The sequence below is a fragment of the Mesorhizobium sp. genome (assembly GCF_965229135.1).
Taxonomy (GTDB): Bacteria; Pseudomonadota; Alphaproteobacteria; order Rhizobiales; family Rhizobiaceae; genus Mesorhizobium.
In genome coordinates this window covers 4,778,971-4,803,107 of the sequence record NZ_OZ245860.1, presented here as the reverse complement: position 1 = coordinate 4,803,107, position 24,137 = coordinate 4,778,971, and the positions used below count along the sequence as shown (strand labels likewise).

Below are 24,137 nucleotides of genomic sequence, written 5' to 3'. Positions count from 1 at the left end.
GTCTCTCGACGCCGCTCCCTCGATTGCGCTGAAACGGGTCCCCATATAGAGCGGTCGACGTCTTCATCGACCGCAACACCCGAGTGCCATGTCCCTGCCCTCCGCAATCTTTCGCAATGATGAGAGCGCGCGCCAGCTCGTCTTCGACCGTCCGGCCGACATCATCGTGGCTCGTGGGCCAGAGGATTTCGAGGCCGCATTCCAGGCTGCGCAGGCCGCGCACGAGGCCGGCAAATGGCTGGCCGGCTATGTGTCCTATGAGGCCGGCTACCTGCTGGAGCCGAAGCTGGTTCCGCTGCTGCCGGGAGGACGCCGCGCGCCGCTTGTCTGCCTGGGAGTCTTCGATGCGCCGGTCGAGGAAGCCGTCATGCCCACCGGCGCGGCGACGAGCAACGGCCCGATATTCGACGCAAGGGCGAAATGGTCGCCGGCCGACTATGAAAAACGCTTCTCCCGGCTTCATCGGCACATCCGCGAAGGCGATTGCTATCAGGCCAACCTCACCTTCCCGATCCATGCGCAATGGTCGGGCGATCCGCTCGCCGCCTTCGACGCGCTGACCGAGCGCCAGCCGGTCAAGTACGGCGCCCTGATCGCGCTCGGTGATCCCATCGTCCTGTCGCGTTCGCCTGAACTGTTCTTCGAAATCGACGCCACGGGCATGATCGAAACGCATCCGATGAAGGGGACGGCACCGCGAGGCGCGACTCCCGAGGAGGACAAGACGCTGAAGGAATTCCTGCGCAACGACGAGAAGAACCAGGCCGAGAACCGGATGATCGTCGATCTCCTGCGCAACGACATCTCGCTGATCAGCGAGGTCGGCACGCTGGAAGTGCCCGCGCTGTTCCGCATCGAAAGCTACCCGACCGTCCACCAGATGGTCAGCGACGTGCGGGCAAGGCTGCTGCCCGGCCTGACCATCCGTCACGTCTTCGCGGCGCTGTTTCCCTGCGGCTCGATTACCGGCGCCCCAAAAATTCGCGCCATGGAAATCCTGCATGGTCTTGAAGGCACGCCGCGAGACGTTTATTGCGGCGCTACAGGCTGGATCGCGCCAGGGGGCACGATGCGCTTTTCCGTGGCGATCCGTACCATCTCGCTCTTCTCCAGCGGCGAGGCCGTCTACAATGTCGGCGGCGGCGTCGTCTTTGATTCGACGGCTGAGGAGGAGTATCAGGAGTGTCTGCTCAAGGCGCGCTTCGCGACGGGAACAAAGCCGGCTTCGAGCTGATCGAAACCATGCGCTGGCAGCCGGATTCCGGCTTCCTGCGCCTCCAACGCCATCTCGCGCGTCTCCATGCTTCGGCAACGGAACTGGACTTCGCCTTTGATCCGGTGAGGATCGCCGACGCCCTGAAACAGGCTGTCGGCGGCTCCAGGGCCGCGATGCGCCTGCGCCTCGTTCTGTCCGATGGCGGCCACGTCACTGCCTCGGCACAGCCTTACGAGCAATCCGTCGCCGACAAGGTCTGGCGGCTGCAGCTTGCACGCACGCGGCTCGATTCGGCCGACACGCTGTTGCGTCACAAGACCAGCCGGCGCGATGCCTACCAGCGGGCGCGGGCCGAATTCCTGATCAGCCAGGCCGACGAGGTTGTGCTGTCCAATGAGCGCGGCGATATCTGCGAGGGCACCATCACCAACATCTTCGCCGATTTCGGCGACGGCACGCTGGCAACGCCCCGGCTCGATTGCGGCTTGCTGCCTGGCGTATTGCGCGGCGAACTGCTGGATGAAGGCCGGGCGCATGAAGCGGTCTACACATGGGACAAACTGAAATCCGCCAGGGCGATCTTCGTCGGCAATTCGCTTCGTGGCCTGATGCCCGCGAGGCTGGCCTGACACAGGTCACAAGGAGACCGTCCTGAGCGAGGCACGATACATCAGGCCAGGCGCCGGCGGACAATCATGAACCAGCACAAGACCGTGCCCACCCATACACCCTATGACGGTTCATCGAGATTGTTCAGCATCGGGCTAAAGCCGCTCGATCCCGCCGGATGGATCGAAGTCGACGACCACCTGCTGCCCTATCTCGCCGAGAAGCGCCGGCTCTACGCCGATATCCCCGAACGGGTCTTCGTCGAGGAAGACGGCACCCGCGACGCGCAGCGTGAAGTGCTCGACCTGCTTGTGGAACACCTGCCGGCGCATTTCCCCCAAACCCATCGCCGTAGCGGCGAAGGCGTCGAGTTGGTGGGTGCGGCCGGCAAACAGGACAGCGGCTTTGGTGCCGGCGGTTTCAAGGATGCGCCGCTGATCGCGGCTTCCCTTCTCGTCCAGGAAGACCTGATCCTGATGCGTCGCGACGACAGCGGCTGGCGGCTAGTCGCCGGCTCGCTGTGCTTTCCTTCATCATGGTCGCTGATCGAGAAATTCGGCCGGCCGCTGCAGGAGATCCACGCGCCGGTGCCGGGTTTCGGTCCGGGCACGCGTCCGGCGGAACTGATCAACCGCATGTTCGACGGTCTCCAGGGCCAGGCCGTCGAACGTTACAACTGGTCCATCCAGTCCGACAATGCGCTTTACCACCCGCTCTCCGACATCCAGCGCATCGACCGCGCCACCAACCGCCCCTCCCGGTTCCCGGACGGCGACATCAACGCCCACGCCTTCATTCGCGTCGAGCGGCAGACATTGCGCAAACTCCCGGCATCCCGCGATATCCTGTTCACCATTCGCATCCATCTCGACCCGCTGCGGGTTCTGGCTGGTCACCCCGACCGGGCAGCACTGGCGACGTCCTTTGCAGCGCAGCTGGAAGCCCTCGATCTCGCCCAGCTCGACTACAAGGGCATGACGTCCGATCGCGACCGGCTGGTCGCTGTCCTTAACAACATGGCCAGTGACGCCTAATGCATGTGGCCCAAAGTGACCTCGTTTTTGGGAGAACGACATGCATGAAATAAAGGACCCATGGCGCGTCGCATGAATCCGGTTCGACGCGACGCGCTTTAGCCGGTTGGCGCTTTTCGCTGGTTTGTGACAATGATCTGTGGTGTAGCGCTGGGTCGCCGGGCAAACGCCCGGCTTTTGCGCGTGTTTGCCCGGTCATCCGGGCTTTGAAGGAGTGCTCTATAAAATGGCGAATGAAAACTGGCCTGTTTACGGTGAAATCAGCGGCCCCGTGGTGATGATCGGCTTCGGCTCGATCGGCCGGGGAACGCTGCCGCTCATCGAGCGCCATTTCAAGTTCGACAAGTCGCTGATGACCGTCATCGACCCGCGCGACACCGACCGCAAGCTGCTTGACGAACGCGGCATCGCCTTCGTCCAGGAAGCGGTGACGGAGAAGAATTACAAGAAGCTTCTGACCCCGCTGCTGACCAAGGGCGCCGGCCAGGGCTTTTGCGTCAACCTGTCGGTCGATACCGGCTCGGTGGATCTGATGCGGCTCTGCCGCAAGCTCGGCGTGCTCTACATCGACACCGTGGTCGAGCCCTGGCTCGGTTTCTATTTCGATACCGAGGCCGACAATGCCAGCCGCACCAATTATGCGCTGCGCGAGTCCCTGCTGAAGGAAAAGCACGACAACCCCGGCGGCGCGACCGCGATCTCCACCTGCGGCGCCAACCCCGGCATGGTCTCCTGGTTCGTGAAACAGGCGCTGGTGAACCTCGCCAACGATCTTGACCTGGAGTTCTGGGAGCCCGCGCAGGACGACCGCGAGGGCTGGGCCAAGCTGATGAAGAAGGTCGGCGTCAAGGGCATCCACATTGCCGAGCGCGACACGCAGCGCACCAAGAAGCCGAAGCCAATGGATGTGTTCTGGAATACCTGGTCTGTCGAGGGCTTCATTTCGGAAGGCCTGCAGCCGGCCGAGCTCGGCTGGGGCACGCATGAGACGTGGATGCCGAAGAACGCCAAGAAGCACAAGCACGGCTCCAAGGCCGCGATCTATCTGGAACAGCCCGGCGCCAACACGCGCGTGCGCAGCTGGTGCCCGACGCCTGGCCCGCAATACGGCTTGCTGGTGACGCACAACGAGGCGATCTCGATCGCCGACTTCTTCACCGTGCGCGGCAAGAAGGGCAAGGTTCACTATCGCCCGACCTGCCACTACGCCTACCATCCCTGCAACGACGCGGTGCTGTCGCTCAACGAGATGTTCGGCGCCGCCGGCAAGCCGCAGGCCGTCCACCATGTCCTCGACGAGAACGAGCTGGTCGACGGCGTCGACGAGCTCGGCGTGCTGCTCTACGGCCACGACAAGAACGCTTACTGGTACGGCTCGCAGCTGTCGCTTGCCGAAGCGCGCAAGCTGGCGCCTTACCAGAATGCAACAGGCCTGCAGGTCACCTCGGCGGTGCTCTCCGGCATGGTCTGGGCACTGGAAAATCCCGAGGCGGGCATCGTCGAGGCCGACGAGATGGACTACAAGCGCTGCCTGGAAGTGCAGTCGCCCTATCTCGGCCCGGTCAAGGGCTACTATACGGACTGGACACCGCTCCACAATCGGCCCGGCCTGTTCCCCGAGGACCTTGACGAAAACGATCCGTGGCAATTCCGCAACATCCTGGTTCGATAGCACCCTTGCCAGCATGCCTCACCGCCTTGCAATCACCCGGAAATCGGGTGATTGAAGGTGGCGGACATACGAGAGGATTTTCAAAAATGACGATTGCGCGCAAACTGCTTTCGGCCGGCATTGCCACGGCCATGGCTGTAGCCCTTGCCGCCTGCAACACGACCGGCCCAAGCGAACCGCCAATGGCGGCGGCGCCCAAGGGCGTTGAAGGTTCGTGGATCGATGCCAAGGGCACGGGTCTGTCGACCTTTGCCGGCGGCAATTTCACCACCGTGGCGACCGACACCGGCCAGAAGCTGTCCAACGGCAGCTACACCATGACCGGTGCCACATCGGTCCAGATCAATGGTACCTCGCTGATCCGCCAGACACCGGTCAGCTTCAACTGCCTGATGGTCTCCACCAGCCAGCTTAACTGCACCAGCTCCAGCGGCCAGAACTTCGTGCTGACCAGGCGCGGCTGAACACACGGTTCGTTTGACTTGAGAATGGCGGCCAATGGCCGCCATTCTTTTTTGTGTGGGCAAAAGTTACCCCGTTTTCTGCTTGCATCACCGGAAACGCGATGGGAACATGGCCGGAAAACCCGCTGTCGCATCGCAGTCAAGCAAGGGCGTTAAACGCCTCTGGTCAGGTCATCCGGGAGATGAAGATGAAGAAGATCGCCGCCATTGCCGCCCTTTCGGTATCCATGCTGGGCCTGTCGGCCGGCGCATCCTTTGCCGACTACACGCTGAACATCCTGCACATCAATGACTGGCACAGCCGCATCGAGGGTAACAACAAATACGAAACGACCTGCTCGGCCGACGAGGAGACCAAGGGCGAATGCATCGGCGGCGCGGCCCGCTTGATCACCGCGATCGCCCAGGAGCGCAAGAAGCTGGAGGGCCAGAACGTGCTGCTGCTCAGCGCCGGCGACAACTTCCAGGGATCGCTCTACTACACCACCTACAAGGGCAAGGTCGAAGGCGAATTCCTCAACGAGATGAAGTTCGACGCCATGGCGCTCGGCAATCACGAGTTCGACGATGGCGAGGCGGCCCTGGCGCCCTTCCTCGACATGATCAAGTTTCCGGTGCTGGGCGCCAATGTGAAGGCAAACGCCCAGTCCAAGCTCGGCGACCGGGTCAAGCCGTCGATCGTGGTCGAAGTCGGCGGGCAGAAGATCGGCATCATCGGCGCCGTCACCAACGACACGCCCGAGCTTTCCTCCCCGGGTCCCAACATCACCATCGAGAACGATGTCAAGTCGATCACCGCCGAGGTCGAGAAGCTGCACGCACAGGGCGTCAACAAGATCATCGCCGTGACCCATATCGGCTATCCGCGCGAGCGCGACGTCATCGCCAAGATACCGGGCATCGACGTCGTGGTCGGCGGCCACAGCCATTCGCTGCTGTCCAACACCGATCCCAAGGCCGAAGGTCCCTACCCGACGATGGTCGACAACCCCGGCGGCTACAAGGTGCCGGTCGTGCAGGCGGAGGCCTATTCGAAATATCTCGGCGAGTTCAAGGTGGTGTTCGACGACAGCGGCAAGGTCAAGGAAGCCAGCGGCAACCCGATCCCTCTCGACAAGTCGATCACGCCCGATCCTGCCGTGCTCGCCCGCATCAAGGAGCTTGGCGCGCCCATCGAGGCGCTGAAGAACAAGGAAGTCGCCGAGACCACCGATGTGATCGACGGCAGCCGCCAGAGCTGCCGCGTCCATGAATGTTCGATGGGCAACCTGGTTTCCGATGCTATCCTCGACCGCGTCAAGGGACAGGGCGTCGAGATCGCCATCTCGAATGGTGGCGGCCTGCGCGCCTCGATCGACAAGGGCACCGTCACCATGGGCGAAGTGCTGACCGTGCTTCCGTTCCAGAATACGCTGGCGACCTTCCAGATTTCCGGCAAGGATCTTGTTGCCGGCCTCGAGGGCGGCCTCAGCCAGATCGAGGACGGCGCCGGGCGCTTCCCGCAGGTTGCCGGCCTCAAATATTCCTTTGACAAGTCGGTCGCGCCGAATGCCGGCCGCCTCAAGTCGGTCGAGGTGATGGAGAACGGTGCGTGGACGCCGATCAATCCGGACAAGGATTATCTGGTCGCCACCAACAACTACGTCCGCCAGGGCGGCGACGGGTACAAGATCTTCGCCGAGAAGGGGAAGAACGCCTATGACTATGGTCCGGACCTCGAACAGGTGGTCGCCGATTATCTCGCCGCGCACCGGCCCTATACGCCCAGGCTCGATGGCCGCATTACCGAGATCGCCGCCACCGTCGCGGCGGCGCCAGCACCTGCCTCGGCGCAGCCGGCAAAATCGGCGGATGCGACACCCGCCCCGGCCACCGCACCCGCTCCTGCCCCGAGGGCGGAGCCTGCCAAACCAGCGGAGGCGGCTCCGGCAATGCCCGAATTGCCGACCAACTCCGGCGACATCGCCAACACTCCGCCGGCGGTATCGACTGAAGGAGCGCCACCGCCTCTAGTTCCTCCCGCCCAGCCGGCGCCCGTGGCTCCGGCGCCAGCCCCCGCACCTGCTCCGGTCGCGGAACCCGCCAAGCCCTCCCAAGCCGCACCGGCCGAAACCAGCCACGTGATTGTCTCCGGCGACACCTACTGGGATCTGGCCAGGAAGGCCTATGGCGACCCCACCAAGTGGAAAGTGATCTCCGGTGCCAACAAGGGCTACCAGCCGCATCGCCTCCCGCTTGGCGCGACCTTGACCATTCCGGCGAAGTAGACTCGCCCTCATTTCCGCGGAACACCCGCCTGGGCGACCGGGCGGGTGTTCCGCATCAAGGTGCGGCCACGCGCGGCATTGAAAGCACCAGCAATATCGCTAGGTTCGCGGTTTCGGAGAATCCTTATGACCCTGTCCACCGCCATCGACACCAAATCCGCCAAGGCTGTCGGCCCGCTGCCGGCCGGACATCCGCCGGTCAAAACCGGCAAGGTCGGGGTCATGCTGGTCAACCTCGGCACGCCGGACGGCACCGATTTCAAGCCGATGTGGCGCTATCTTCGGGAATTCCTGTCCGACCCGCGCGTCATCGAACTCAACCGCGCGATCTGGTACCCGATCCTCTACGGCCTCGTGCTGACCACGCGACCGAAGAAGTCCGGCGCCAACTACGCCAGAATCTGGAACCAAGAGAAGAACGAGTCGCCGCTGCGCACCTTCACCCGCGCCCAGGGCGAGAAGCTCAGCCAGGCGCTCGGCGATCTGCCCAATGTCGTCGTCGACTGGGCGATGCGCTACGGCAATCCATCGACCGAAAGCGTGGCGAAGAAGCTGGTCGAGCAGGGCTGCGACCGCATCCTTTCCTTTCCGCTCTACCCGCAATATTCGGCGACGACGACGGCAACAGCCAACGACCAGCTTTTCCGCGCCTTGATGAAGATGCGCGCCGCGCCCGCTGTCCGCAGCGTGCCGCCCTATTATGACGAGCCGGTCTATATCGAGGCGCTCGCCCGTTCGCTCGAGCAGCAACTGGCGGCGCTCGATTTCGAACCGGAGGTGGTCATTGCGTCCTACCACGGCATTCCCAAGCCGTATTTCGAGAAGGGCGATCCCTATCATTGCCATTGCCTGAAGACGACACGGCTGTTGCGCGAGCGGCTCGGCTGGGACGACAAGAAGCTGATCGCCACCTTCCAGTCGCGCTTCGGCGCACAGGAATGGCTGCAGCCCTACACCGACAACACGGTCGAGAAGCTGGGCAAGGAGGGCGTGAAATCGATCGCCATCCTCAATCCGGGCTTTTCGGTCGACTGCATCGAGACGCTGGACGAAATTGGCCGCGAAGTGGCCGAGACCTTCCACCATGCGGGCGGCGAGAGGTTCGCCCACATCCCCTGCCTCAACGACAGCCCGGAAGGCATGGCGGTGATCGAAGCGATGGTGCGCCGGGAATTGTCCGGCTGGGTCTGAGTGGAACCACCAGCACGCCGGGGCGTTGAGGCGCGCCTTCGGAGAATAGGATGCCCCGTAAACTCGACCTCAGAAGCGGCCGGCCCGTCTGGTCCGCCTATCGCGCACCCGCTGTACCGACGGACCCGCTGACGCGCGACGTCAAGACCGACGTCTTGATCGTCGGCATGGGTATCAGCGGCGCGATGATGGCGGAAGCGCTGACGAGCGATGGCCATTCGGTTGTCTGCATCGACCGGCGTGGTCCTATGAAGGGCTCGACACCGGCAACCACGGCGCTGGTGCAGTTCGAGATCGACCAGCCGCTGACCAAACTCTCGACGATGATCGGCAAGGCTTCGGCGCAACAGGCGTGGCGGCGCTCGCGTCTGGCCGTCTCCAATCTTGCCGCCCGCATCGATCGGCTTTCCATCAATTGCGGACCGACCCGCAGGCAGTCGCTCTATCTTGCCGGCACAGTGCTCGGCCCGTCCGACCTTCGAGACGAGGCCGATGCGCGACGCGAGGCGGGCATCGCCTCAACCTATCTGAGCCCCGGCCCGCTGGCCGAGCAGTTCGGTGTCGACCGCGATGGCGCCGTCCTCAGCCATGGCAACATCGCGCTCGATCCGCGCAAGCTCACGGCCGGACTGCTGCTCAAGGCGTTGGAGAACAAGGCGCGCTTCCATGCGCCTGTCGAAGCAACGGGGATCGAGGACAGCGCGCACGAAGTGGTCGTCGCCACCCGGGACGGCCCGACCATCACCGCCAAGCATCTGGTGCTGGCGACAGGCTACGAATTGACCGACATCGTGCCTGCCGCCGCCCACCAGATCATCTCGACCTGGGCGATCGCCACGCGCCCGCAGCCACGGAAGCTCTGGCCGGGCAGTGCGTTCATCTGGGAAGCTTCGGATCCCTACCTGTATATGCGCGCCACCGCCGACGGCAGGGTCATCTGCGGCGGCGAGGATGAGGACTTCGCCGACGAGACCCGTCGCGATGCGCTGCTTGCCGCCAAGAGCGAGCGCATCGCCGAAAAGCTTGGCAGGCTGTTCCCGCGGCTCGACACAAGGCCCCAATTCGCGTGGACCGGCTCCTTCGGCACCACCACCACCGGCCTGCCCTATATCGGGGCCATTCCCCGCCATCCGCGCATCCATGCCGTGATGGGCTATGGCGGCAACGGCATCACCTTCTCGCAGATCGCTTCCGAGATCGTATCGTCCTCCATCAACGGGCTGGACGATACGGATGCACCCCTGTTTGCCTTCAACCGCTGAGTGCAAACCGCAAAACAATCCCTCATCACCAGATTGTAACGCTGCTGAAACACACTTAAGTCTTTGGTGAGGTTGGTTGCGCGAGAGTGGCTCGCGCGGCCGGCATCCGAGGGAGAGCCAAATGAATTTCAGTGGTTTCGATATTGCGATTATTGTTCTCGCTTTCCTGATCGTGCTGGTGCTTTTCAAGGGCATCAAGACAATTCCGCAGGGGTATAACTATACGGTGGAGCGCTTCGGGCGTTACACCAGGACATTGACACCCGGCCTCAACCTCATCGTGCCTTTCGTTGACCGCATCGGCGCCAAGATGAACATGATGGAGCAGGTGCTGGACGTGCCGAGCCAGGAAATCATCACCCGCGACAACGCCATTGTCGGCGTCGACGGCATCGCCTTCTTTCAGATCCTCAACGCGCCGCAGGCGGCCTACCAGGTCTCCGGCCTGCAGAACGCCATCCTCAACCTGACGATGACCAACATCCGCACCGTCATGGGCTCGATGGACCTCGACGAATTGCTGTCGAACCGCGACGCCATCAACGAGCGCCTGTTGCGCGTCGTCGACGAGGCGGCGCATCCGTGGGGCATCAAGATCACCCGCGTCGAGATCAAGGATATCAACCCGCCGGCCAACCTCATCGAATCGATGGGCCGCCAGATGACCGCCGAACGTAACAAGCGTGCGCAGATCCTCGCCGCCGAAGGTCTCAAGCAGTCGCAGATTCTTGAAGCCGAGGGCCGCAAGGAAGCCGCCTTCCGCGACGCCGAGGCCCGCGAACGCTCCGCCGAGGCCGAAGCCCGCGCCACGCAGGTTGTGTCGGAGGCGATCTCCAAGGGCGACGTGCAGGCGCTGAACTACTTCGTCGCGCTGAAATACACCGAAGCGCTGGGCAGGATCGGCACGGCCACCAACAGCAAGGTCGTGCTGATGCCGATGGAAGCCTCGGCGCTGATCGGCACGCTTGGCGGCATCGGCGAGATTGCCAAGGAAGTCTTCAGGAGTGAAGGCACCGCGGGTGCAGCGAGACAGGCGGCCCGCCCGCCGGTGGTTCGTCCAAGCGACAGCTGAGATCACAGGAGCCGATCACGAAAAGCGGGAAACCGGTTTTCGGAAAGATCATGCCCAACAGGAAATAGGAGCACACTCCCATGCTCGACCGTATCGTTTCCGAACTCGGCCCGTGGAACTGGATGGTTCTGGGGTTCGTCCTGCTGGTGATGGAGGTCATCGCGCCCGGTGTCTTCATGCTCTGGATCGGCATCGCGGCAATTCTGATCGGCGTGGTTTCGCTGCTCATCTGGGACGCCGCTGTGTGGACATGGCAGGTCCAGGTTCTCGCTTTCCTGGTGCTGTCGGTGATTTCGGCCTTCGTCGGCAAGAAGCTGGTTGGCGGACGCAACATTCCCACCGACCAGCCGCTACTCAACCGGCGCGGCCAGCAATTGATCGGCCGCATGGCGACGCTTGCGGAACCGATCCGGGATGGCCGCGGCCGCATCAAACTCGGCGACACGCTGTGGCGCGTTTCCGGCCCGGATCTGCCTGCCGGCACGCAGGTGCGTGTTGTCGGTGCCGCCGATACCGATCTGGAGCTGACCGTCGAGCCGGTGTGAGGCCGCGGCATCGGTGCGGGAAATCCGACACTCGAGTCGGCACAACCGCGCATTTCGGGAACCGGTTGCCTCAGCATCAGATTCGATCGCTGCCGGCAATTGTCGACGGGGGATAGCTTTATCCGGCCGCTATCGCAGCCGCCTCGCTTTTGGCTTTTGTCAGGACGGCAGCGTCCCGCGCAACCGCGAAGCTCGCACAAAATGCATCAATGTGGCTTTGGCCCTCATCCGTCTCTCCGAGGGCGACAAGGGCCAGGCCCCAGGCGAGATCCGTTTGGACATGGTTTTCCAACGAGAACCGGCGAATCTCCGCCTTCGATAGTCGCTCGAAACTTTCAACAATGTCCCTCAGCGAAGTCATTCTGGACCAGTCCAGCTGGGCAGCATTGAAAGCTGCCAGGGCGGCGTGCTCCACCCGATGCGCGCGATCATTGTTACGGAACGAGCACCAGCTGGGAATTTCACCCGAGGAATCGATAGGATCGACACAGAGATCAAAATTCGCCGACTTCGCCGTTCGCTTCCAGCGAAGGCTTCCGCCTGTCAGGATTGGCACGAAGTCGATCGAGACCCCCCAACAGGCAGAAAAGGTAGCCCCTTTCATTGCCTGGAACTTGAGCATGCAGCGTATGTGGTCCGCCGGACTTCCAACCCAGGTCAAATCGCCTGCTCGTTGAAAGCTGGGGGCCATTTTACCCTCCAACACGCCGGCTATCATGTCGCCCAGCACCTCTCCGCGCTGGGGTGCGGGACCGGGGCCTCGCCGCCGGCCAAATCTTTCAATTAAGCTGGAGAAAATGCGGCCTCTCCACAACAATCATAACCTAAAGGTCCGCAATCAAAACTACCGACTACCGGTTAACGGACCAATACCGCGAACCCAACCGACGGGATAGCGCAAGTGTCGGCAATCCCGTGTTGCTGACACGTATGATTTATTATTGCATCGTGATCATGACAGCTTGGCCAGGATAGGCGCGCATCCGCCAACCGACTGGTCGCGTCCTTCGGGGCGATTTGAATTTTGGGTCCGAAACTACGCCGCGCCGATGCGCAGCAGGTCGTGGAGGTGGACAAGTCCGATCGGCCGCGTGCCCTCCACCACCATCAGGCTGGTGATGGCCGATGTGTTGATCGTCTGCAATGCTGTTGCCACCAGCGTGTCCGGCCTGGCCGTTTTCGGCCCTCTCGTCATGACCTGATCCACCGTCATCGCCAGAAGATCGCTGCCGATATGGCGCCTGATGTCGCCGTCGGTGATGATGCCGATCAGCGCTCCATCCGCTGACGTCACCGCCACGCAGCCAAAGCCTTTGCGCGACAGTTCCAGAATGGCGTCCTGCATGCCGGTGCCCGAGACCACCAGCGGCAGCCGCTCACCGACATGCATGATCTCGCGGATCTGCGTCAGGTTGGCGCCGAGTTGGCCCCCGGGATGAAACGTGCGGAAATGATCAGGCGTGAAGCCGCGTGCTTCGAGCAGCGCGATGGCCAACGCGTCTCCCATGACCAGTTGCAGCAGCGTCGATGTCGTCGGCGCCAGGCCGTGCGGGCATGCCTCCGGCACGCGCGGAAGCAGCAGCACCACGTCCGCGGCGCGTGCCAGCGCCGAGGTCTCCCCGGCGGTGACCGCGATCAGCGGGATGGAGAAGCGCCGCGAATAGGCGACGATGCCCTGGAGCTCCTTGCTCTCGCCCGACCATGACAGGGCGATGATGGCGTCATCCCTGGCGATCATCCCGAGGTCGCCGTGATTGGCTTCGGCGGGATGGACAAAGAACGCCGGCGTGCCGGTCGAGGCGAATGTCGCCGCGATCTTGGAGCCGATATGGCCGCTCTTGCCGACGCCGGTGACGATGACACGACCGCTGATCTTCGACACAAGGTCCACGGCCTGAGCCAAGGGCTCGGCCAACCCGTTTTCGAGTGCCGCGGCCAGCGCCGCGATGCCGGCTTGTTCGGTCGCCACCGTTCGCAGCGCCGAGGCAATCGAAGCCCGCCTGTCCAGCTGCTTCTTTTCTAGGGATCCCGCATGCATGGGAGATGCGATTAACGCTTTGCCGCGTTCGTGTCCAACGGAAATACCACGTGATGCATGTCGTGCCGGGTCTCGCCTGGCCTCATTTGCAGAAGCTCGGCGGCACGCACATGAGAAAAGAGGGCCATGAACAAGCCGCAAAAACCTTCCGAACATCAGCGCTTTAGCACGCTGGCCGGCCTGCGCCTCAACCCTCCGTTAACCATCCCCATTTACGGTTCGGTAAGTATGGCGCGCGTGCGCCGCGCGAGCAGTGGTGGCGATGTCCGGGGTCCAGCCAGAAAAACGAACGGGACGAAAGGGCAAGGCGGTCTGCGCCTTGCTGCTGGCGACCAGCATCTTTGCCTTGCTGCGCCCAAGCCTGCTCTACGCTCAGGAAACGGATCTGCGTGGCGAGGTATCCGAATCAGCCATCCTGTCCGACCAGCAGAAAAGGGCGCTGGCCGGCCAGGGGCAGGTGACGCCAGCCGCCGCGCCGACGCAGGACAGCCCCCGCACTTATCTGCCAGCCAGCGCCGGCGCGGTACCCGACACCGACGTCCCCACAACCGCCAGTGTCTTTGATCCGCCGACGACCCCTGACGACACATCCACGGATGCCCCGACACAGCCCAAGCCGCGCCAATCGGCGGCGGCAAGGCAACGTACGGCCGATCAGGCCAAGGCCGCCAAGCAGGCCGCGGCAAAGAAGAAGACGAAGAAGACCGCCACCACCACAGCGGCGGATAACGCCGCGACCGGCGATATAGACGCGGCGGCCACGGATCAGGAGCCGGCCAACGCGCGCGCTCTCACCGTCGATTCCGCCGACAGGCTGAAGCTTGATCCCGGTGCCGAGCGCACGGCGGCCATCGAGGCCCAAAAGAGGAAGGCCGAGGACGATCCCTTTGCCGCCACCGGCATCAAATGGGGCTCCTTCATCATCCGGCCGACACTCGAGCAGGGTTTGACCGCGTCCTCTAACGCCGATTCCAGCAGTACCGGCAGTTCCGCCCTGCTTTCGGAAACCACGCTGCGTTTCAACGCCATCTCCGACTGGCGGGAGAACTCCGCGACCATCGACGGCTACGGCATCTTCCGCGAGACCCTGTCGGGCGAACAGGTGCATGACGCGCAAGGCCGCATCGAAGGCCAGCTGAACGTCGATCTCGACAATGAACTGCGCGCCATCGCCAAGCTCGGCTATGAAGCCGTACCGGAATCGGCATCCGCGCCGGGCGCCGTTCCCGATTCGAGTTCGCAGCCGGTGCGCCAGACGGTGGACGGCAGCCTCGGCCTCGAAAAAGATGTCGGCAAGATGCAGTTCACGGTGACATCAGCCATCGCGCACGACACCTATGGCGACGCCAAGCTCGATGACGGCACCTCGCTGTCCCAGAAGGATCGCGATTCCACCCTCTACTCGATGAAGCTGCGCACCGGCTACGAAATCTCCCCGGCGCTCACGCCCTTCACCGAGGTGGAGCTCGGCCGTCGGGTCTATGATCTAGGTGTGGACAGCAGCGGCTTCGACCGGTCCTCGACCACGCTCGGCGCCAGGGTGGGAACGAAGCTGGACCTCGGCGAGAAACTGGCCGGCGAATTCTCGGCCGGATGGCTGCGCGAGGCGATCGACGACGCTAACCTGCCGGCCATTTCGGGACCGTCGGTGAATGCCGACGTGAAATGGTCGCCGGAACGCGGCACGATCATCGGCCTGACCGGGCAGACGATGATCGAGGACTCGACCACCGCCGGCCAGAGTGGCGACATCCTCTATTCCGGCCGCCTCACCGGCGAGCGGCAGATACGCGCCAACCTCACCGGGAACGCGGCATTGGGCCTGGACTGGCGCGACTACACCGGCATCGACGGCCACGACCTGACGCTGAGCGCCGAGGCCGGGCTGACATGGTGGCTGAACCGTTATGTCGGCCTGACCAGCCGCGCCCGGACCGAGAAGCTGACCAGCAACCTGGCGGGCCGCAACTATACGGCCAACAGCGTTTTCCTCGGGCTGAAGCTGCAGCGCTGAACCGCGACAAGAAGCACCGCGCTGTCTAAGCGAGATGTTCCGGATCGCAGCCGCGATCGGCTTCAGCCGTCCGTGTCGATCGTGACCAGCGATGCCATGTTCGGGCTGTTCAACGGCACCGATGAGGGGCACCGGCATCCCGGCATGACGGCGACATCGAACAACTCGGCGATATGCCCCTTGAGTTCGATCCATTCAGCGATGCCGCCCGTGTGCAGGTCGATGATGTAGATCGCGCAGCGCGGCTCGGCGTCGCGCGTCTCCAGATTGACCTGCAGCGGCAGGTCCTTGAAAAGCCCGTCGCGCGGCAGCGACGTCGTCACCAGCGCAAAGCGGCCGAAGAAGCTCAAGCCGCGCAGGAAGCCGGGGCAGAAGGCGATGTCCTGCTTCTCATTGGTCTTGGGGTCGATGCGGACCAGGAAGCCTCGGCCTGAATCGAGCACCCAGAGCGCGCCGTCATGGACGCGCGGCGAATGCGGCATCGACAGGTCCTCGACGACGACCTTGTCCTCCGTGATGTCGATGATCATGCCGCCTTCCCAGCGGCGGTCACGCCAGCCGCCGACCGAATCCGAACGGCTGATGGCGGTGACATACCGCGCCCGGCCATTCTGCATGGCCAGGCCGTTGAGATGGCAGCGGTCCTCCGGCACCAGCTTGCTGATGAAGGATGGCTTCCACAACGGCCGGAAGGAATGCGTCGGGCTCAGCGTCGCCAGGCAGGAGAATTTGGTGTTGATGAACACGATCTGCCCATCGTCGCGAACGGCCAGTTCATGGATGTCGAGATCGCCGGTATAGGATGCCGCGCGCGGCATATACATGCGGTCATGAACATTGTTGGCGACCTGTCCGGGCCCCAGGATGTTCTCCAGCCGCCATATCGCGGTGTCCGAGGCAAGCAGGATGCGCTGCCCGGCGATGGTGATACCCATGGCGCGGGTGAAATTGGTCTGGTGGATCGATGTCTTCCTGTCGCCGGTCAGGCCAACCAGGAACAGCTGCCCGCTTTGGTAGGAGGTGAAGGCCAGCGAACACTGCGCCGTCTCCATCCAGTTGACGAAGCCGCGCGACAGCGAAACGTTGGTCTGATGTTCCTGTGCGGCAGCCGGCGTCTCCGCCGATTTTTCCACGGCCTCCCCGATGGTGGAATTGCTCACATTATCGCTTCCCATACGTTGGAATGCTCCGCCGCGCCCCGAATAAAATCCCATGACGACTACGCCGGCCACGAGGGCCGGCGCGAGTATCGGACGAAATATCCGCCAAGACTACCAGTTATAACGAACCGTCGCGCCGAGGGACCCGGCGTTTGATCCGTCGCCGAATCGGTAGCTGCCACGGACGATGCCCGACCAGTTGTTGGCGCTGACCACGCTGACGCCGGCGCCAACCTCCCCAAACGTGCCGTTGCCTGTGCTGTCGGTGGCCGAGAATGCATTGCCGGGGAAGTTGATGCCGACGCTGTTGCTGCTGCCAAAATGGTTCCAGACACTCAGCGTCAGGTCGGGCGTGACGGTCATGCCGTTCATCTGCATATCCTTTCCGACGCGAACCCCGATCCGGGCACGGCCGCTGCTGCCATTGTCGAAGGAGACATCGCCGCCGAAGAGGGACAGGGAATCCATCTGCGTGTGGACCCACTCCAGGCTGGCTTGCGGCTCGACGAAGCCCCAGGCCGTGGCAAAGCGATAGCCGGTATCCAGGCGCACGCCGATATTCGTCGCATTGGTGCTGGCACTGCCCGGTACACCACCCTGATCGCTGATATCGATACTCAGGAAGTCCGCCTTGAGCAGGCCGTCGAGATAGAAGCCGCCATTCAGGTAGGTCGCGTAGGCGCCAACCGTGCCGCCCTTATATTTCCAGCTGTCGCCCGTCGCGGTGAAGTCGAGGGTCGAGGTGACATAACCGGCCATCAGGCCGAATATGACGTCGCCACCGGCCACGCCTTCGATCCCCATGTCGACGCCGCCCAGGAAAGCACCCGTGTTCTGCCGGCGATGGAGATCGAGGGTCTCGGGGTTTTGGCTGACCGGATCGACATAGGTGACACTGCCGTCCTGATCGGACCAGTCGCCTGCCGCGCGCGCCCACAGGCCGCCCATGCGTGGGGTGGGTGTCGACACGACGATGTCGGCATTGTGGGCGCCGCTTGTCTCGGTGCGCAGGTCCGCCATGCGGTCCTGCCAGAAATCGGTGGTGTCCTGCCACACATTCTGCGCACCCGTCATGCCGCCGGGCAATTCGAACGCCGCATTGCCGAGACCGACCGTACGCAAGCCAAACTCATGGCCCTGCAAGAAGAGGTCGTAGGCGAAAAGGCCGGCATTGACGGGGGCGGCAACGCCGAAATTGTTCGCATTGGTGGTTCCATCCACCGTCACGACGGGGATGAATGTCGAGGTTGAAGGCACGCCGACCGGAATGGCGGTGACATTCACCGCCAGATTGGTACGTCCATAAGAGTTGCCGCCGATAGTCAGCGTGTCGGCTGCGCTCGTCGCGAAGTTGACGTCGACGCCGAGCCTCGAATTGCCTTGGCCGGTGAAATTGCCGCTCGTGGTCAGGCTGTCGCCGACCACCCCGTCGATCATCGTCGTCAGGCCGGCGCCCGAACCGGTGCTGCCGTTGACGAAGCTCGTGAGGCCAATGAAGCTGACTGTGTTTGGCGAGGAACCGAAATAGCTTCCAGAGGCATTGATCGTGCCGGCATTGTTGAGCGTGTTGACGCCGGTGCCGAAATTGCTGTCGGTCTTCGCCCGGAACAGGCCCTTGTCATTGATATTCATGACGTTTCCGGCATTGCTCAGTACGACCCTGCCGGCCACTGTACCATAGACGTTGATCTCGGCCGTTCCGGCGGTCGATGTGATTGCGAGGTAATTTTCCGCGCCGACATAGCCACCGGACTTGACGTTCACGGTCGATCCGCCGGTCGAGTTGACTTGGACGCCACCGGTTTTGCCGTAGATGTCTGCGCTGGTGTTGATGACGACGGTGCTCGCGTTGCCGACAGCTTCGGCAATCACGCCAAAACTGCTCCCGGAGTCGACGGAGGCACTGTTGCTGATCGTGATGTTGCTGCTGTGACCATTCGACTTGGCATAGATGCCTTCTCCGTTTGTCGAGAAGATCCTGCCGCTGTTGGTAACCGTGACGGTGCCGTCGGTACCGTATGTGTAGGCGCCTATGCCGTGGCTACCGGAATTGATTGCTGCGGCATTGGTGACGTCGACGGTGCCGCCATTGTCCGCATTGGGGTCCTGGCCGTGGGGTTCCTTGCTGCCAGCTTGGGCGAAAATGCCGAGGGCGTCACTGCCTGTCGTTGTGATCGTGCCCCCAGCCTTGTTGTTGACGACGACGCTGCCGTTATTCGTGGGCACGATGATGGTGCCGTTGCTGACGCCATAGTAATTGGCGATCGCCGAGATGCCCGCGGCGCTCTTGCCGCTCGTGGCGATCGCACCGCTGTTGGTGACGCTGACCTGACCGTTGTCGCCGGTGACGTCGGCGAAGATGCCTGTCGAGCCGCCGCTATCCGTCGTGCTGGAACCGGTCCGGATGCTGCCGCTGTTGTCGACCGTCACACTCGCGTTGGCGCCATAGGAGGCGGCCTTGATGCCCACGGATTCGGCCGCCGTGGTGATATTGCCGCTGTTGGTCACCGAAATAACCAGGTTGGTGCCGGTAAACGATGGACCGTTGATGGCTTCGATGCCGACGGACTTGTTGCCACCATCGGTGGTGTCGATGTCGCCGCTGTTGGTGATGGTTATGGTCGAGTCGCCCATATTGGCCAAGGCCTTGATGCCGTCCGAGCCGGCAAGCCCGCCGGTGCCCGAGGTGATGGCGCCCTTGTTGTCGATAGTGACATTGCCGCCGCTGCCATAAGTGAAGCCGGCGATGCCCATGTAGCCGGAATGGATCGTCGCCGCGTTGGTGATCTGGACCGTGCCACCATTGTCCGGGTTTTCCTTGCCGACGCTGCCGGCCTGGGCGAAGATGCCGTAGGCGCCTGCGCCCTCGGTGGTGATCGTGCCGCCCGCCTTGTTGTTGATGACGATGCTGCCGTGGTCGCCTTGGCCGCTGTAATAGTTGGCAATCGCCGAAATGCCGGCGGCACTGTATCCGACGGTATGGATCGTTCCGTTGTTTGTGACGCTGATCTGGCTGTTGTCGCCACTGACATCAGCGAAGATGCCGGTCGATCCGCCGCTTGTCGACGTACTGGCCCCGGTTACGATGTTGCCGCTGTTGTCGACTGTCACCATGCCGCCAGCGCCTGCCGAGCGGGCGAAGATGCCTTCGGAATCCGCGCCGGTCGTGATGTCGCCCGTGTTGGTGACGGATATGTGCAGGTCGGAACCGGAGAAGAGCCCGCCGTTGATGGCCTCGATGCCGACGGAGTTCGCGCCGCCATTGGTAGTGTCGATGGCGCCGCTATTTGTTACGCTGATGGTCGTATCGCCGCCGTTGGATACCGCCTTGATGCCGTCGGACCCGTCGCCGCCGCCCGTTCCGGACGTGATGGACGCCTTGTTGGAAATGGTGATGTCGCCGCCGCTGCCATAGGTGAAGGCGCCAATACCGATATAGCCGGCGCTGATGGTCGCGGCGTTGGTGAGCTTGATCGTGCCGCCATTGTCCGGGTTGGCGGGTCCTATGCTGCCCGCCTGGGCAAAGATGCCATAGGCACCGTTGGTGGTGGTGATTGTGCCGCCCGCCTTGTTATTGATGACGATGCTGCTGTTGGAGCCGTTATAGTAACTGGCGACGGCTGAAATACCGGCAGCGCTCAGACCTGACGTCGTGATGGCGCCGCTGTTGGTAATGTCGACCAGCCCGTTGTCGCCGCCGACATTACCGACGATGCCGGACGAGGTGCCCGACGTGGAGGCACTATAGCCGGTCTCGATACTGCCGCTGTTGCTGATGGTCACCACATTGCCGGAGCCGTAGCTGGCGCGGCCGAAGATACCTTCGGCATTGGGGCCTGCCGTCAGGTTGCCCGAATTGGTGATCGTGATATGCGTGTCGCTGCTAAGAACGGTGCCGCTAGTGGCCGCATCAGTCGCCTTGATGCTGTCGCTGTACGAGTTGATGTCGCCGGTGTTCTTGATGGTGATGTTGGCGCCAATCCCGTTTGTTCCAGCATAGATGCCCCGAGCCCCGGTTGATTGCGAGAAACTTCCGCCCGGAGGCGGCGCAACCAGTGAGCCCGAATCCGTCGTCAGCGTGCCGCTGTTGGTGATGTCGACCGTGTTTCCGTTGCCCGTCGTCGTAACGCCGATCGCATTGTCGCCCGCCGCTGTCGCGGTGCGTGCAGCCGTATTGGTGCAGGATATGGGCGTCGAGACGACGCCGACAATGATTGGCGCTGGCGATGCCGGCTGGGTGCAGCTGGCCGCGAACGACTGAGATGAGAGCGCCATCAGCGTGGAGCCGAGAGCCGTGCCCAGCAACAGCAACCGGCGACGCCTTGGGCAAAGTTCTGCCCTGCCGCGAACCAGCGCGACCTTCGACCCGAGCTCATGCATTTTCAAATTTCCTCCGCGTGGCCATGGATAAACCTGCACGCGAAAATTGCAATTCGAGTCGAGGGATTCTTGAGAGATCGCTAATGATAATGATTTGCTGTGCCAATTCGGCAACACAGGCGATTAACTCGGATAGCCAACTTTAATCGTATCTATTTGAACTATCTGCTGGCAATGTATGGCCTCGAGAACACTTGTAAAATAGACAAAAGATTCCTGACAATTTGACATTTATTATAGAAACGCAAAAGTATATCGATCATGCAGCAAGCGCGCAGTCGTAACTTGCCCAGCAACACGGAAGAATTGCCATGAACCGGCCTCGGTGCGCCGCCATACAGATTAGGTTTTATCGGGATTGAACATGCCATACGGGTGTTCAAATAGACGCCGCCGCCCGCTGCACAAAAGCGCCAAATCTCAAGACCACTGAAGTTCTGGCCGAAAAAACAATCGCCATTCGGCGATCGACCTGGGAGCACGGCGGCCTAAAGGCCCCGGTTTTCGAAAGCGATCAGGCTCGAACAAGCATATCGAACTCCATCCCTGCCCGTCGAGCTGGAGCAGGGATGGAACAATGCCGGGACAAGCCTGAAACGGCTTTCCGTCCACAATCGCGTCAAGACGAAGATCAGAGCGGCCCTGCGTTTCCGTTGACGGAAAACCGCTTTAGAACGCCGCGCCCCGCCGCTCCGACGGCTTGAGTTCATCGAGAAGCGTGCGGATAACGCCTGCCATGTTCTCGTTCATGTCGCTGCGCCACAGGGCAAAGGCCACATTGGCTTCGACAAATCCCTCGGGCGAGCCGCAGTCGAACGTGCGTCCCCGGTAGTGATAGCCATAGAAGGGCTGCTGCTTTTCCAGCTTCAGCATCGCGTCGGTGAGCTGGATTTCGTTGCCGGCGCCCCGTTCCTGGCCTTCGAGGATCTTGAAGATCTCCGGCTGCAGGATGTAGCGGCCGTTGATGTAGAGATTGGAAGGGGCAGTGCCCGTCTTTGGCTTCTCCACCATCTCGGTGATGCGGAAACCGTGATGCGTATCCTCGCCGCGGCCGACAATGCCGTATTTATGCGCTTCGAGCGGGTCGCATTCCTGCACCGCGATGATGTTGTTGCCGGTCTCCTCGTAGAGCTCGACCATATCCTTCATGCAGCTCTTTTCCGACTGCATGATCATGTCGGGCAGGAGCAGTGCAAAAGGCTCGTCGCCGACCAGTTCGCGCGCGCACCAGACCGCATGGCCAAGCCCCATCGGCACCTGCTGGCGGGTGAAGCTGGTCTGCCCCGGCGCCGGCTGCAGCCGCTGCAGCCGTGCAAGCTGCTCGTCCTTGCCGCGCTGCGCCAGCGTGTCATAGAGCTCGAACTGGATATCGAAATGGTCCTCGATGACCGCCTTGTTGCGGCCGGTGACGAAGATGAAATGCTCGATGCCCGCCTCGCGCGCCTCGTCAACCACATACTGGATGACCGGCCTGTCGACGACGGTCAGCATTTCCTTGGGAACGGCCTTGGTGGCCGGGAGGAACCGCGTGCCGAGACCGGCGACCGGGAAAACTGCCTTGCGAACTCTCTTCATGCTGTCGACTTGTCCATCTGAAGGTCAGAACTCATAAATCCGCTCGAAGTGAACGGCGCCCAAGGGGGAGGCAAACAGCTGCCATTTGCGTCATCCAATAACCCGACAAGAGTTAAGACTCCTGCTTGGGCCCCTATCCTTAGCATCTTTTCGGCGTTGAATCCCCATTCCGGAACCATCTGCAAGTCAACTATTGTATCTGGAAATGCGCAAACGGACATTTTCATGCCGGATTGGCAACGGAAGATGAAATCGACGACCGGATGGTCATCCGCGCCAACAACCATCAAACTGGCTTTTCGTTCCCGGCGGCACCTATGGTAAACTAATTCATAACCTGGTTCGGCGATGAATGGTCTTCTTGTGACAAAGAAGGAGGAAAAGATGTCCGTTCGAAATGCCGCGAAGCGTTTTACAAGCGTCATGACGGCCGCCAGCCTTTCGCTCGCTCTGCTCATGTCCAGCGGGCCGGCCTTCGCCGATGCCGGTTTCCGGCAGTGGGTCGCCGGCTTCCGCGCCACGGCCGTCGAGGAAGGCGTTTCCGGCGCCGTCTACGACAAGGCCTTCCGCAACATCAAGGACATCGACCCGGTGGTGCTGGAAAAGGCCCGCACCCAACCCGAATTCACCGCTCCCGCCTGGGACTATTTCGACAATCGCGTCCACGACCAGTCGGTCGCCAACGGCCGGCAGATGGCCAAGAAATGGGGGCCCTGGCTGGACAGGATCGAAGCAAGGTTTGGCGTCGATCGCAACATCCTGCTGGCCATCTGGTCGATGGAATCGAACTATGGCGAGATCCTCAAGCGCGACGACATCATGCGCAATGTCGTGAGTTCGCTGGCGACCCTGGCCTACGCCGATCCCAAGCGGTCGAAATACGCCCGCACCCAGCTTGTCGCGGCACTGAAGATCCTGCAGACCGGCGACATCGACGAAAGCCACCTCATGGGCTCCTGGGCTGGCGCCATGGGCCAGACCCAGTTCATCCCGACCAGCTACCAGCATTATGCCGTCGACATGGACGGCAATGGCAAGCGCGACATCTGGAACTCCATACCCGACGCGCTGGCGACCGCCGCCAACCTGCTCAAGAAGAACGGCTGGCAGGCCGGCAAGACCTGGGGCTACGAGGTCAAGCTTCCCGCCGGCAAGCTTCCCAGCGGCTCCAAGACCTTGTCGCAATGGCAGGCGCTGGGCGTTGTCAGGGCCAATGGCAAGCCGTTCAAGAACGGCTCCGACAAGGCCACGCTCAAGGTGCCGGACGGCCGCGGGGGACCGGCCTTCCTCATGGTCAAGAATTTCTCGGTCATCAAGGCCTACAACAATGCCGACAAATACGCGCTTGCGGTTGGTCTCCTCGCCGATGAGATCGGCGGTTCCAGCGGTCTCGTGCAGGACTGGAAACGCCCCTTCACCAAGTTGACTTTCGAGGAACGGCAGGAACTTCAGAAGCGGCTTTCCCAGCACGGCCTCTATGACGGCAAGTTTGACGGCAAGATCGGTGACGGCTCGAAAAACGCCATCATAGCCTTCCAGGCAAAGGCCGGCTTGACCCAGGACGGCTACCCGAGCATGGAAGTGCTCAAATGGCTCCGTCAGAAATAGGGCCGGATACCTACGGCGATGGGCGGGATG

Annotated in this window: 18 protein-coding genes; 12 read left to right on the top strand and 6 right to left on the bottom strand. The window is 62.3% G+C overall.

The window, feature by feature from the left end; genetic code table 11:
- The first annotated feature begins 88 nt into the window (after nt 1-88).
- The 10 genes from ACO07C_RS22935 to ACO07C_RS22890 all read left to right on the top strand — a co-directional run bounded on the left by ACO07C_RS22935 (nt 89) and on the right by ACO07C_RS22890 (nt 11,332).
- Nucleotides 89-1,234: an aminodeoxychorismate synthase component I gene (locus tag ACO07C_RS22935; RefSeq protein ID WP_421916441.1), complete on the top strand. Its 1,146-nt coding sequence runs from the start codon at nt 89-91 to the stop codon at nt 1,232-1,234.
- On the top strand, nt 1,183-1,845 hold the full coding sequence (locus ACO07C_RS22930) for an aminotransferase class IV family protein (RefSeq protein ID WP_421916440.1): 663 nt from the start codon (nt 1,183-1,185) through the stop codon (nt 1,843-1,845). The genes ACO07C_RS22935 and ACO07C_RS22930 overlap by 52 nt, the downstream gene beginning before the upstream one ends.
- A gap of 66 nt (nt 1,846-1,911) precedes the next feature.
- Complete coding sequence (locus tag ACO07C_RS22925) at nt 1,912-2,859, top strand: heme-dependent oxidative N-demethylase family protein (RefSeq protein WP_421916439.1); 948 nt, start codon at nt 1,912-1,914, stop codon at nt 2,857-2,859.
- Between the two features lie 226 nt (nt 2,860-3,085).
- Nucleotides 3,086-4,531 carry a homospermidine synthase gene (locus ACO07C_RS22920; RefSeq protein ID WP_421916438.1) on the top strand — a complete coding sequence of 482 codons (1,446 nt, stop codon included), beginning with the start codon at nt 3,086-3,088 and terminating at the stop codon, nt 4,529-4,531.
- An 86-nt stretch (nt 4,532-4,617) separates the two neighbouring features.
- Nucleotides 4,618-4,995 carry a hypothetical protein gene (locus tag ACO07C_RS22915; RefSeq protein WP_421916437.1) on the top strand — a complete coding sequence of 126 codons (378 nt, stop codon included), beginning with the start codon at nt 4,618-4,620 and terminating at the stop codon, nt 4,993-4,995.
- A gap of 188 nt (nt 4,996-5,183) precedes the next feature.
- Nucleotides 5,184-7,262, top strand: coding sequence for a 5'-nucleotidase C-terminal domain-containing protein (locus ACO07C_RS22910; RefSeq protein WP_421916436.1), 2,079 nt, complete (start codon nt 5,184-5,186; stop codon nt 7,260-7,262).
- 126 nt (nt 7,263-7,388) lie between these two features.
- Complete coding sequence (gene hemH, locus ACO07C_RS22905; RefSeq protein WP_421916435.1) at nt 7,389-8,453, top strand: ferrochelatase; 1,065 nt, start codon at nt 7,389-7,391, stop codon at nt 8,451-8,453.
- A 50-nt stretch (nt 8,454-8,503) separates the two neighbouring features.
- Complete coding sequence (locus tag ACO07C_RS22900; protein WP_421916434.1) at nt 8,504-9,715, top strand: NAD(P)/FAD-dependent oxidoreductase; 1,212 nt, start codon at nt 8,504-8,506, stop codon at nt 9,713-9,715.
- 121 nt (nt 9,716-9,836) lie between these two features.
- Complete coding sequence (locus ACO07C_RS22895; protein ID WP_227345414.1) at nt 9,837-10,787, top strand: SPFH domain-containing protein; 951 nt, start codon at nt 9,837-9,839, stop codon at nt 10,785-10,787.
- A gap of 80 nt (nt 10,788-10,867) precedes the next feature.
- Nucleotides 10,868-11,332 (top strand): NfeD family protein, encoded by a 465-nt coding sequence (locus ACO07C_RS22890; protein WP_421916433.1) that lies wholly within the window; start codon nt 10,868-10,870, stop codon nt 11,330-11,332.
- Between the two features lie 118 nt (nt 11,333-11,450).
- Here the strand turns inward: ACO07C_RS22890 and ACO07C_RS22885 are convergent, their stop codons facing one another.
- Nucleotides 11,451-11,954, bottom strand: coding sequence for a hypothetical protein (locus ACO07C_RS22885; RefSeq protein WP_421916432.1), 504 nt, complete (start codon nt 11,952-11,954; stop codon nt 11,451-11,453).
- A 414-nt stretch (nt 11,955-12,368) separates the two neighbouring features.
- Nucleotides 12,369-13,370, bottom strand: a complete 1,002-nt coding sequence (locus tag ACO07C_RS22880) for a KpsF/GutQ family sugar-phosphate isomerase (protein WP_421916431.1) — start codon at nt 13,368-13,370, stop codon at nt 12,369-12,371.
- A gap of 262 nt (nt 13,371-13,632) precedes the next feature.
- Between ACO07C_RS22880 and ACO07C_RS22875 the strand changes: the two genes are divergently transcribed.
- The gene (locus tag ACO07C_RS22875) at nt 13,633-15,384 is read left to right on the top strand and encodes an outer membrane beta-barrel protein (protein WP_421916430.1); all 1,752 of its coding nucleotides are present in this window, start codon (nt 13,633-13,635) and stop codon (nt 15,382-15,384) included.
- 62 nt (nt 15,385-15,446) lie between these two features.
- Here the strand turns inward: ACO07C_RS22875 and ACO07C_RS22870 are convergent, their stop codons facing one another.
- From ACO07C_RS22870 to ACO07C_RS22855, 4 genes are all read right to left on the bottom strand, one after another.
- Nucleotides 15,447-16,544, bottom strand: a complete 1,098-nt coding sequence (locus ACO07C_RS22870) for a TIGR03032 family protein (protein WP_421916429.1) — start codon at nt 16,542-16,544, stop codon at nt 15,447-15,449.
- A 111-nt stretch (nt 16,545-16,655) separates the two neighbouring features.
- Nucleotides 16,656-20,924 (bottom strand): beta strand repeat-containing protein, encoded by a 4,269-nt coding sequence (locus tag ACO07C_RS22865; protein WP_421916428.1) that lies wholly within the window; start codon nt 20,922-20,924, stop codon nt 16,656-16,658.
- A 669-nt stretch (nt 20,925-21,593) separates the two neighbouring features.
- Nucleotides 21,594-22,499, bottom strand: a complete 906-nt coding sequence (gene galU / locus ACO07C_RS22860; protein WP_421916427.1) for a UTP--glucose-1-phosphate uridylyltransferase GalU — start codon at nt 22,497-22,499, stop codon at nt 21,594-21,596.
- The gene (locus ACO07C_RS22855; RefSeq protein WP_421916426.1) at nt 22,496-22,924 is read right to left on the bottom strand and encodes a hypothetical protein; all 429 of its coding nucleotides are present in this window, start codon (nt 22,922-22,924) and stop codon (nt 22,496-22,498) included. Before ACO07C_RS22855 ends, galU begins: the two co-directional genes overlap by 4 nt.
- Here ACO07C_RS22855 and ACO07C_RS22850 point away from each other — a divergent pair.
- Nucleotides 22,884-24,107, top strand: a complete 1,224-nt coding sequence (locus ACO07C_RS22850; RefSeq protein WP_421916425.1) for a lytic murein transglycosylase — start codon at nt 22,884-22,886, stop codon at nt 24,105-24,107. The two genes, ACO07C_RS22855 and ACO07C_RS22850, sit on opposite strands and share 41 nt — an antisense overlap.
- The last annotated feature ends 30 nt before the right edge of the window (nt 24,108-24,137 follow it).

Coding starts and splice junctions, on each gene's coding strand:
- ACO07C_RS22935 (WP_421916441.1), top strand. CDS start 89: ATGTCCCTGCCCTCCGCAATCTTTCGCAATGATGAGAGCGCGCGCCAG.
- ACO07C_RS22925 (WP_421916439.1), top strand. CDS start 1,912: ATGAACCAGCACAAGACCGTGCCCACCCATACACCCTATGACGGTTCA.
- ACO07C_RS22920 (WP_421916438.1), top strand. CDS start 3,086: ATGGCGAATGAAAACTGGCCTGTTTACGGTGAAATCAGCGGCCCCGTG.
- ACO07C_RS22915 (WP_421916437.1), top strand. CDS start 4,618: ATGACGATTGCGCGCAAACTGCTTTCGGCCGGCATTGCCACGGCCATG.
- ACO07C_RS22910 (WP_421916436.1), top strand. CDS start 5,184: ATGAAGAAGATCGCCGCCATTGCCGCCCTTTCGGTATCCATGCTGGGC.
- hemH (WP_421916435.1), top strand. CDS start 7,389: ATGACCCTGTCCACCGCCATCGACACCAAATCCGCCAAGGCTGTCGGC.
- ACO07C_RS22900 (WP_421916434.1), top strand. CDS start 8,504: ATGCCCCGTAAACTCGACCTCAGAAGCGGCCGGCCCGTCTGGTCCGCC.
- ACO07C_RS22895 (WP_227345414.1), top strand. CDS start 9,837: ATGAATTTCAGTGGTTTCGATATTGCGATTATTGTTCTCGCTTTCCTG.
- ACO07C_RS22890 (WP_421916433.1), top strand. CDS start 10,868: ATGCTCGACCGTATCGTTTCCGAACTCGGCCCGTGGAACTGGATGGTT.
- ACO07C_RS22885 (WP_421916432.1), bottom strand. CDS start 11,954: ATGCTCAAGTTCCAGGCAATGAAAGGGGCTACCTTTTCTGCCTGTTGG.
- ACO07C_RS22880 (WP_421916431.1), bottom strand. CDS start 13,370: ATGCATGCGGGATCCCTAGAAAAGAAGCAGCTGGACAGGCGGGCTTCG.
- ACO07C_RS22875 (WP_421916430.1), top strand. CDS start 13,633: ATGTCCGGGGTCCAGCCAGAAAAACGAACGGGACGAAAGGGCAAGGCG.
- ACO07C_RS22865 (WP_421916428.1), bottom strand. CDS start 20,924: ATGCATGAGCTCGGGTCGAAGGTCGCGCTGGTTCGCGGCAGGGCAGAA.
- galU (WP_421916427.1), bottom strand. CDS start 22,499: ATGAAGAGAGTTCGCAAGGCAGTTTTCCCGGTCGCCGGTCTCGGCACG.
- ACO07C_RS22850 (WP_421916425.1), top strand. CDS start 22,884: ATGTCCGTTCGAAATGCCGCGAAGCGTTTTACAAGCGTCATGACGGCC.
- ACO07C_RS22855 (WP_421916426.1), bottom strand. CDS start 22,924: ATGACGCTTGTAAAACGCTTCGCGGCATTTCGAACGGACATCTTTTCC.